The sequence below is a fragment of the Hydrogenophaga sp. genome (genome assembly GCF_035481345.1).
Classification (GTDB): domain Bacteria; phylum Pseudomonadota; class Gammaproteobacteria; order Burkholderiales; family Burkholderiaceae_C; genus Hydrogenophaga.
Genome location: NZ_DATIGV010000208.1, coordinates 1 through 8,398, shown reverse-complemented (window position 1 = coordinate 8,398; position 8,398 = coordinate 1). Strand labels below are relative to the sequence as shown.

Sequence of the window (8,398 nt, the reverse complement as noted above, 5' to 3'; positions counted from 1 at the left end):
CGTCGGGGCCGATCTGCGGCTTGGTGAACTGCGCGCTCGAGCCGCGCGCGATGGCGTCGTTGAAGCGCACCGCACCGGGCAGCGCGAACGGCGGCACCATCTTCTTGACCTTGCGCACCACGTAGTTCACGAGCGCGCCCTTGAGCAGGCCCAGCTGGTCGCCCATGGCGCACAGCACCACGTGGCGCACGGGTGTGGACTGCATGCACTGCGCCAGCGTGGCCGCGAAGTTCTCGATGATGACGATGGCCTTGGCGCCGGAGTCCTTGAGCTGGTGCTCGAGCTCGCGCGGCGTGTACAGCGGGTTGACGTTCACGAGCACATAGCCGGCGCGCAGGATGGCGGCCACGGCCACCGGGTACTGCGGCACGTTGGGCATCATCACGGCCACCCGGTCGCCGCGCGCCAGGCCCAGGCTTTGCAGGTAGGCAGCGAGGCGGCTGCTGAGCCGGTCGGTCTCGGCGTAGCTCACGTCGCGGCCCATGAAGCTGTAGGCCGTGCGGTCGGCGAACTTCGAAAAGCTCTCCTCCATCAGCGCGACCAGCGAGGGGTACTCGCCCGGGTCGATGTCGCTGGGCACGCCCGGTGGATAGCTCTGCAGCCAGATGCGCTCGGTCATGGGATCTCCTTCGTTCTGCGGTCAGGCCTTCAATGCGCCCAACACCTCGTCGAGCATCTTCTTCGCATCGCCGAACAGCATGCGGTTGTTGTCCTTGTAGAACAAAGGGTTGTCCACGCCGGCATAGCCCGAGGCCATGGAACGCTTCATCACGACGGAGTTCTTGGCCTTCCACACCTCCAGCACCGGCATGCCGGCGATGGGGCTGGTCGGGTCGTCCTGTGCGGCCGGGTTCACGATGTCGTTGGCGCCGATGACCATGGCGACGTCCGTGTCCGGAAAGTCGTCGTTGATCTCGTCCATTTCCATCACGATGTCGTAGGGCACCTTGGCCTCGGCCAGCAGCACGTTCATGTGGCCCGGCATGCGGCCGGCCACGGGGTGGATCGCGAAGCGCACGTTGACGCCCTTGTCGCGCAGCGTGCGCGTGATCTCGTTGACCGTGTGCTGGGCCTGGGCCACGGCCATGCCGTAGCCGGGCACGATGACCACGCTCTTGGCGTCGCGCAGCAGCTCGGCGGTCTCCGCGGCGCTGATCGGCACCGCTTCGCCCTGCGGCTCGGCCGCGGCGCCCTTGGCGGCCGGGGCACCCGCGCCGGAACCGAAGCCACCCGCGATCACGCTGATGAAGTTGCGGTTCATGGCCTGGCACATGATGTAGGACAGGATGGCACCCGAGGAGCCCACCAGCGCACCCGTCACGATCAAGAGGTCGTTGGACAGCATGAAACCGGTGGCCGCGGCGGCCCAGCCCGAGTAGCTGTTGAGCATGGACACCACCACCGGCATGTCGGCGCCGCCGATGGGAATGATGATCAGCACGCCCAGGATGAAGCCCAGGGCAATGACCAGCACGATGTCGATCCAGCTCTGCGAGTGCCAGAAGCCGAAGATGAAGAAGGCCGTGGCCAGGCCCAGCGCCAGGTTGAGTTTGTGCTGCCCCGCGAAGGTGACGGGCGCGCCCTGGAACAGGCGGAACTTGTACTTGCCGCTGAGCTTGCCGAAGGCAATGACCGAGCCGCTGAAGGTGACCGCGCCGATGAAGGCGCCCAGAGCGAGTTCGATGCGGTTGCCGCCCGGGATGCCTTCGCCACGGGCGACGATGCCGAAGGCCCAGGGCTCGGCCACCACGGCCACGGCGATGCACACCGCGGCCAGGCCGATCATGCTGTGCATGAAGGCCACCAGCTCGGGCATCTTGGTCATCTCGACCTTCTTGGCCATGTAGGCGCCCACGCCGCCACCCACCACCAGGCCTGCGAGCACGTAGACCATGCCCCGGGCCTGGCCGCCAGCGGTCTCCACGATGAGCGCGGCGGTGGTGAGGATGGCGATGGCCATGCCCGTCATGCCGAAGACGTTGCCGCGGATGGAGGTGGTGGGATGCGACAAGCCCTTGAGGGCCTGGATGAAGCAGACCGAGGCGATGAGGTACAGCAGGACGACGAGGTTCATGCTCATTTGGCACTCCCCTCGGCGGCCGGCGCCTTGCGCTCCTTCTTCTTGAACATCTCCAGCATGCGCCGCGTGACGAGGAAGCCGCCGAAGACGTTGACCGCGGCCAGCGCCACGGCCAGCACGCCCATGGTGCGGCCCAGCGGCGTCTCGGTGAGGGCGGCGGCCAGCATGGCGCCCACGATGACGATGGCCGAGATGGCATTGGTGACGGCCATCAGCGGCGTGTGCAGCGCGGGCGTCACCGTCCACACCACGTGGTAGCCCACGTAGATGGCCAGCACGAAGATGATGAGGTTGATGAGGGTGGGCGAGACGGCGTCCATGGCGGCTCCTCTGTCAGGTTTTCTTGATCTGATTGATGCGGTTGCCTTCACCGAGCAGCACCACGCGCGGCTTCCAGCCGGGCACCGCGCTGTCGGCCACGGGCGAGTAGGTGCAGATGATGAGCAGGTCGCCCACGTGCGCCTTGCGCGCGGCCGCGCCGTTGAGCGAGATGGCGCCCGAGCCGCGCGCCGCCTTGATGATGTAGGTGGAGAAGCGCTCGCCGTTGTTGACGTTGTAGAGCTCGATCTTCTCGAACTCGCGCATGTCGGCGGCGTCGAGCAGGTCCTCGTCGATGCCGCAGGAGCCTTCGTAGTGCAGGTCGGCTTCGGTCACGGTGGCGCGGTGCAGCTTGGCGCGCAGCATCACGCGGCTGGCGGTGTCGCTCATTTGCGCTTGACCTCGCCGGCTTGGGTCATCAGGCAGGCGACCACGATGTCGTCGTCCATCGGCACCTGCACGGCCGTGGCGTCTTTCGGCAGCACGAGCTTGAGGAAGTCCAGCACGTTGCGCGCATACAGCGCCGAAGCGTCGGCCGCCACCAGCGCGGGCAGGTTGGTCTCGCCGATCAGCGTCACGCCGTGCTTCACGACGGTCTTGTCGGTTTCGGTGAGCGGGCAGTTGCCGCCCACGCCGTTCGGCCCTTTGCCCGCCGCGATGTCCACGATCACCGAGCCCGGCTTCATGCTCTTGACCATCTCCTCGGTGATCAGCGTGGGCGCGGCGCGGCCCGGGATCAGCGCGGTGGAGATCACCACGTCGGCCTGCGCCACGCGCTTGGCCACCTCGGCGGCCTGGCGCTGCAGCCAGCTCGGCGGCATGGGCCGGGCGTAGCCGCCCACCCCTTCGGCCGCCTCTTTCTCTTCCGCCGTCTCGTAGGGCACGTCGATGAACTTGCCGCCCAGCGACTCGATCTGCTCCTTCACGCTGGGCCGCACGTCGGACGCCTCGATGACCGCGCCCAGGCGCTTGGCCGTGGCGATGGCCTGCAAACCGGCCACGCCCACCCCCAGGATGACCACGCGCGCGGCCTTCACCGTGCCGGCGGCCGTCATGAGCATGGGGAAGAACCGGGCGTAGGCGTTGGCCGCGAGCATCACCGCCTTGTAGCCGGCGATGTTGGCCTGCGAGGACAGCACGTCCATGCTCTGCGCGCGCGTGGTGCGCGGCGCGGCCTCCAGCGCGAAGGCCGTGAGCCCGGCCGAGGCCAGGGCCTGCAGGCCATCGGCGTCGAAGGGGTTGAGCATGCCGACGAGGCTGGCGCCGGACTTCATGAGAGGCAGTTCGCTGGGCTGCGGACTGCGCACCTTGAGCACGAGGTCGGCACCGAGCGCGCCGGCGGCGTCGGTGATCTGCGCGCCCGCCGCTTCATACGCGGCGTCGGTGGCGCTGGCCGCCAGGCCGGCACCGGCCTGCACGCGCACCACGTGGCCTTGGGCCACCAGCTTCTTCGCCGTCTCGGGCGTGACGGCCACACGGGTCTCGCCCGCCAGTGTTTCGGCGGGTACGCCTATGAGCATGGGTGTCTCCTCGCGCTCGGGTCTGAAATCAGCGGGCGAGCTTAACTGAAAGCCCATGCGAAAGCCCGCGCCCGCGGGACGCCGCCGCCCATAATCGCCGCCCATGACTTCCCGCTGGGCACCAAGCGTCACCGTGGCCACCCTCGCCGAGCGCGAGGGCCGCTACCTGCTGATCGAAGAGCACACGCCCGAGGGGCTGCGCCTGAACAACCCCGCCGGCCACCTGGAGCCGGGCGAGAGCCTGGTGCAGGCCGCCGTGCGCGAGACCCTGGAGGAAACCGCGCACCCCTTCAGCCCCGAGGCGCTCGTCGGGGCCTACCTGGCCCGCTTCGAGCGCGCGGGCGAGTCCATCACCTACCTGCGCTTCGCCATCAGCGGGCGCGTGGGCGAGGCGATCGCCGGGCGCGCGCTCGACAGCGGCATCGTGCGCGTCTGCTGGCTCACGCCCGAGGAGGTGCGCGCCTCAGCGGGGCGGCACCGCAGCCCCCTGGTGCTGCAGTGCATCGAGGACCACCTGTCCGGGCGCCGCCTGCCGCTGGACGTCCTGCACACCCATCCCAGCGTCTTCGGCGCCTGAGGTCGCCTGGGGCAGCCACAGGGAAAAGCAGGTGCCGTGCCCCGGGCGCGAGCGCACCGACAGGCGCAGCCCCAGCAGCAGCGCGGTCTGCTTGACGATGACCAGGCCGAGCCCGACCCCGCTGTCGGTTTCGGTGCCGGCCTCACCGCGGAAGTGGCGCTCGAACACCTGCGATTCGGGCTCCGGCGGCAGCCCTCCGCCGGTGTCCCAGACCTGCAACAGCACGCCCGCGCGCCGCGCGCGGCACGAGACCAGCACGCCGCCCGCCTCGGTGTAGGTCACGGCGTTGCTCACGAGGTTGAAGACGATGCGTTGCAGCAGCGTCGCGTCCGTGGCGACCTCCGCCAGACAGGGCGTGATCGACCAGCGCAGGCCCTTGTCCCGGGCCTGTGGCCCGAAGCGCTCGTCCACCTGGTCCAGCAGCGCCTCGAGCGAGAAGGTGTCGCGGCGCGGCTGCAGCGAGCCGGTTTCCAGCCTCGCCACCGTCATCACCGCATCGAGCAGGCGATCCGCCGTCTCCAGCCCGGCCCGCATCTGCGCCAGCAGGGGCCCGGGGTGGCGCAGCGGGCGCTGGCGCTCCAGCGATTCGGCCGCCAGCGTGATGGCATAGAGCGGCTGGCGCATGTCGTGGCTCACCGCGGCGAGGAAGCGCGATTTTTCGGTGGTGGCCTGGTGCGCCATGTCGCGCTCCACTTCGGAGCGCAGGCGATCGGCGTGGGCGCGCTCGGCCGCCTGGCGCTCGACGCGGAAGCGGTCGGCCAGCGCGAAGGACAGCAGCACCATCTCCAGCGCGGCGCCGATCATGGGCGCGTGCACCACCAGGGCGTGCTCCGGCAGCCAGCCCAGGCGGTAGAAGACATTGAGCAAGGCGCTGACCCAGAGGCAGGCCCAGGCGATGGTGAAAGGCAAGGCAGCCGGTCGGCGGTCGCGCAGGCCGTCCACCGCCATGGCCACCAGCAGCAAGGTGGTCGCGGCCACCAGCCAGGGCGCGATCAGTTGGCCGGGCGACAGGGGCGGCGGCAGGGTCAACAGAAAAGCCGCGCCCCAGGCCCAGGTCAGCAGCCGCGCGGCGCGGTCGAGCGCTGGCGCGTGCGCGGCGGTCTGCAGGAAGCTGCGCGCGAAGGGCAAGAGCAGGCCGCAACCCAGCGCCAACGGCAGATTGACCAGGTAATGCTGCAGCAGCGCGCTGCCGGGCCACAGGTACTGGGCAACGAAGCCAGAGTTGCCGAACTGCCAGAAGCCGAGCGCCGCGGCGGAACCCACGTAATACAGGTAGGCGCGGTCGCGGATGCTGAAGTACAGCATGGTGTTGTAGAGGATGAGCCCCGCCAGCAGGCCGAAGTACGCGCCATTGAGGCCATAGACCCACTGGTCCCGATGGGCGCGGGCCTCGCGCTGCCACAGGGTGACCGGCACCTGGGCCACGCCGGCCGTGCGCACGCGCATGTAGACCTGAGTGGCGGTGCCCGGCGCCAGCGCCAGCGGAATCACCGGCAGGTGGTGCGAGTGGGCGCGCTGCCCCGGCGGCAGGCTGTCGCCGCTGCGGCGCCGCACGAAGGGCTGACCCGGCGCGGCGGTCCACAGCTCGACCAGGTCGAGGTTGGCGTTGCCCACCACCCACATCCAGTCGGTGGGCGCGTCGGGGCCGGCGCGCAGCACCACACGGAACCAGAGGTCGACGGACGCCATGCCGAAGTTGCCCTGACGCCAGCCCGGCGGCAAGGGGCGGAACGTGACGGAGGCCGCGTCGGGCTGGTCGGGCTGCCAGGGGTGTTCGCGGTTGTCGAGGAACTGCAGCTCGGGGGTGAGCTCGATGGGGCCCGAGCGGGCGTCCACCTCAACCGCCGCCCGGTCACCGTATGCGGCGCAGGACTGAGCCGCGAGCCACAGACCGATCAAAGCCATGACCCACCGCCATCCTTGACCGCCTGGCACCCCACCGTGCATCGACACCCCGCGATACGCGCGGCCCGCGAGGGCCGCGGGCCAACTGAGTGAGAGGCAGTATTTGTGCGGCGGGCGGCGGCCTCAATACTGCGTTGGCAGTAGATCCCCTGGGGGTAGGGGTGTCGCCCGCGACCGCGTCAAGCCGTCAGAGCGGCGGCCGGCGCGTAGGCCTCGTCGCCCGAGGCCGCCTCCGTGACGATCACGCCGCCGCCCAGGCAGACCTCGCCGTCATACAACACGGCGCTCTGGCCGGGAGTGACCGCCCACTGAGCCTCTTCGAAACGCAGCACGAAGCCGTCGTTGCCCAGTGGCTCGACGGCACAGGGCGCGTCGGCCTGGCGGTAGCGTGTCTTGGCGGCCAGCGCGCCGGCGCGCGGCGGCTCGCCGGCCACCCAGCTCGCGTCGTGCGCGCGCAGGCGCGGCGACAGCAGCCAGGGGTGGTCGTGCCCCTGCACGGCCCACAGGGTGTTGCGGGCGATGTCCTTGCGCGCGACGAACCAGGGCTCGTGCTCGCTGCCACCCTTCTGCGCGCCCTTGGCGCGCACGCCCCCGATGCCCAGGCCCTGGCGCTGGCCCAGGGTGTAGAAGCTCAGGCCCACGTGCTCGCCGATGGTGCGGCCGCGCTCGTCCTTGATGGGGCCGGGCGCGCTGGCGATGTAGCGGTTGAGGAACTCGCGGAACGGGCGCTCGCCGATGAAGCAGATGCCGGTGCTGTCCTTCTTCTTGGCGTTGGGCAGGCCGATCTCGGCGGCGATGCGGCGCACCTCGGTCTTGGGCAGTTCGCCCACGGGGAACATCGTCTTGGCCAGTTGGGCCTGGCTGAGGCGGTGCAGGAAGTAGCTCTGGTCCTTCAGCGGGTCCAGGCCCTTGAGCAGCTCGTGGCGGCCGGCGCGTTCGCGCACGCGCGCGTAGTGACCCGTCGCGATCTTCTCGGCGCCCAGGCGCATGGCGTGGTCGAGGAAGGCCTTGAACTTGATCTCGGCGTTGCAGAGGATGTCGGGGTTGGGCGTGCGCCCGGCCTGGTACTCGCGCAGGAACTCGGCGAACACGCGGTCCTTGTACTCGGCGGCGAAGTTGACGTGCTCGATGTCGATGCCGATCACGTCGGCCACGCTGGCGGCGTCCAGCCAGTCCTGGCGGCTGCTGCAGTATTCGCTGTCGTCGTCGTCTTCCCAGTTCTTCATGAAGATGCCGACGACCTCGTGGCCCTGCTGCTTGAGCAGGTACGCACTCACCGCGGAGTCCACGCCTCCGCTCAAACCCACCACCACGCGCTGCTTCGCTGCCATGGGGCGGGATTATCCCAGCGGGGCGGCAACCCCAGGGCGCGCGGGGCCGCGCCCCCTTAAGGTGCGCTTCAGGTCGGCCTTCTGCAATGGCGCCGCCCGCATGTGCGGGTCTTACCGGAGTCCATTTGCATGAAAACCCAAGCCGTCGCTGTCGCCACCCTGGGCCTGATCCTCACCGGCGCCGCCTTTGCTGGCCCCACCTGCGCGCCCAACAAGGCGGGCTGGAAACCCGAGGCCGACTTCAAGAAGGAGCTGCAGGCCCAGGGCTACCAGATCAAGACCTTCAAGGTCACCAAGGGCAATTGCTACGAGATCTACGGCCACGACAGGGCCGGCAAGAAGGTCGAGATCTATTTCGACCCGGTCTCCGGCAAGCCGGTCAAGTCGGAATGACCCCCGGGCCTCGCGCCGAGCGGGTCTGGGACCCGTTCTTGCGGCTCTTCCATTGGTCCCTGGTCGGACTGGTCGTGCTCAACCTGTGGGTGCTGGAAGAGGGCGAAACACCCCACGAGTGGGCCGGCTACGCCGCGGCCGTGCTGGTGCTGCTGCGGGTGGCCTGGGGCTTCGTCGGCACGCGCCATGCGCGCTTTGCCGATTTCTGGCCCACACCGGCGCGCTTGCGGGCGCACCTGCTCGCCTGGCGGCGCGGCGCGAGGCCGCCCGCCAC

The 8,398-nt window shown here is 69.6% G+C and carries 10 protein-coding genes; 3 read left to right on the top strand and 7 right to left on the bottom strand.

Going from position 1 to position 8,398, the window contains the following annotated elements:
• From VLG41_RS21715 to VLG41_RS21695, 5 genes are all read right to left on the bottom strand, one after another.
• Positions 1-619, bottom strand: a 619-nt coding sequence (locus tag VLG41_RS21715; RefSeq protein WP_325351464.1) for an AMP-binding protein, incomplete at its 3' end; no start/stop codon positions are given.
• A gap of 21 nt (positions 620-640) precedes the next feature.
• Complete coding sequence (locus tag VLG41_RS21710; RefSeq protein ID WP_325351463.1) at positions 641-2,080, bottom strand: NAD(P)(+) transhydrogenase (Re/Si-specific) subunit beta; 1,440 nt, start codon at positions 2,078-2,080, stop codon at positions 641-643.
• Entirely contained in the window at positions 2,077-2,400 is a 324-nt protein-coding gene (locus VLG41_RS21705; RefSeq protein WP_325351462.1) for an NAD(P) transhydrogenase subunit alpha, read from the bottom strand. The genes VLG41_RS21710 and VLG41_RS21705 overlap by 4 nt, the downstream gene beginning before the upstream one ends.
• A gap of 13 nt (positions 2,401-2,413) precedes the next feature.
• Entirely contained in the window at positions 2,414-2,788 is a 375-nt protein-coding gene (panD, locus tag VLG41_RS21700; RefSeq protein WP_325351461.1) for an aspartate 1-decarboxylase, read from the bottom strand.
• Positions 2,785-3,918, bottom strand: a complete 1,134-nt coding sequence (locus tag VLG41_RS21695; RefSeq protein WP_325351460.1) for a Re/Si-specific NAD(P)(+) transhydrogenase subunit alpha — start codon at positions 3,916-3,918, stop codon at positions 2,785-2,787. The genes panD and VLG41_RS21695 overlap by 4 nt, the downstream gene beginning before the upstream one ends.
• A gap of 103 nt (positions 3,919-4,021) precedes the next feature.
• On the opposite strand from VLG41_RS21695, the gene VLG41_RS21690 reads away from it, so the two are divergent.
• Complete coding sequence (locus tag VLG41_RS21690) at positions 4,022-4,495, top strand: NUDIX hydrolase (protein ID WP_325351459.1); 474 nt, start codon at positions 4,022-4,024, stop codon at positions 4,493-4,495.
• On the opposite strand, the gene VLG41_RS21685 is transcribed toward VLG41_RS21690, so the two are convergent.
• Both VLG41_RS21685 and mnmA read right to left on the bottom strand, forming a co-directional pair.
• A complete protein-coding gene (locus tag VLG41_RS21685; RefSeq protein WP_325351458.1) occupies positions 4,382-6,400 on the bottom strand; it encodes a sensor histidine kinase in 2,019 nt (672 codons plus the stop codon). The genes VLG41_RS21690 and VLG41_RS21685 overlap by 114 nt on opposite strands.
• A 179-nt stretch (positions 6,401-6,579) precedes the next feature.
• A complete protein-coding gene (gene mnmA, locus VLG41_RS21680) occupies positions 6,580-7,731 on the bottom strand; it encodes a tRNA 2-thiouridine(34) synthase MnmA (RefSeq protein ID WP_325351457.1) in 1,152 nt (383 codons plus the stop codon).
• A 129-nt stretch (positions 7,732-7,860) separates the two neighbouring features.
• On the opposite strand from mnmA, the gene VLG41_RS21675 reads away from it, so the two are divergent.
• Entirely contained in the window at positions 7,861-8,124 is a 264-nt protein-coding gene (locus VLG41_RS21675) for a PepSY domain-containing protein (RefSeq protein ID WP_325351456.1), read from the top strand.
• Positions 8,121-8,398, top strand: a 278-nt coding sequence (locus tag VLG41_RS21670; RefSeq protein WP_325351455.1) for a cytochrome b/b6 domain-containing protein, incomplete at its 3' end; no start/stop codon positions are given. The genes VLG41_RS21675 and VLG41_RS21670, both read left to right, overlap by 4 nt.

Excerpts from the sequence above, each read along its gene's own strand:
- VLG41_RS21710 (WP_325351463.1), bottom strand. The coding sequence starts at position 2,080 with ATGAGCATGAACCTCGTCGTCCTGCTGTACCTCATCGCCTCGGTCTGC.
- VLG41_RS21705 (WP_325351462.1), bottom strand. The coding sequence starts at position 2,400 with ATGGACGCCGTCTCGCCCACCCTCATCAACCTCATCATCTTCGTGCTG.
- panD (WP_325351461.1), bottom strand. The coding sequence starts at position 2,788 with ATGAGCGACACCGCCAGCCGCGTGATGCTGCGCGCCAAGCTGCACCGC.
- VLG41_RS21695 (WP_325351460.1), bottom strand. The coding sequence starts at position 3,918 with ATGCTCATAGGCGTACCCGCCGAAACACTGGCGGGCGAGACCCGTGTG.
- VLG41_RS21690 (WP_325351459.1), top strand. The coding sequence starts at position 4,022 with ATGACTTCCCGCTGGGCACCAAGCGTCACCGTGGCCACCCTCGCCGAG.
- VLG41_RS21685 (WP_325351458.1), bottom strand. The coding sequence starts at position 6,400 with ATGGCTTTGATCGGTCTGTGGCTCGCGGCTCAGTCCTGCGCCGCATAC.
- mnmA (WP_325351457.1), bottom strand. The coding sequence starts at position 7,731 with ATGGCAGCGAAGCAGCGCGTGGTGGTGGGTTTGAGCGGAGGCGTGGAC.
- VLG41_RS21675 (WP_325351456.1), top strand. The coding sequence starts at position 7,861 with ATGAAAACCCAAGCCGTCGCTGTCGCCACCCTGGGCCTGATCCTCACC.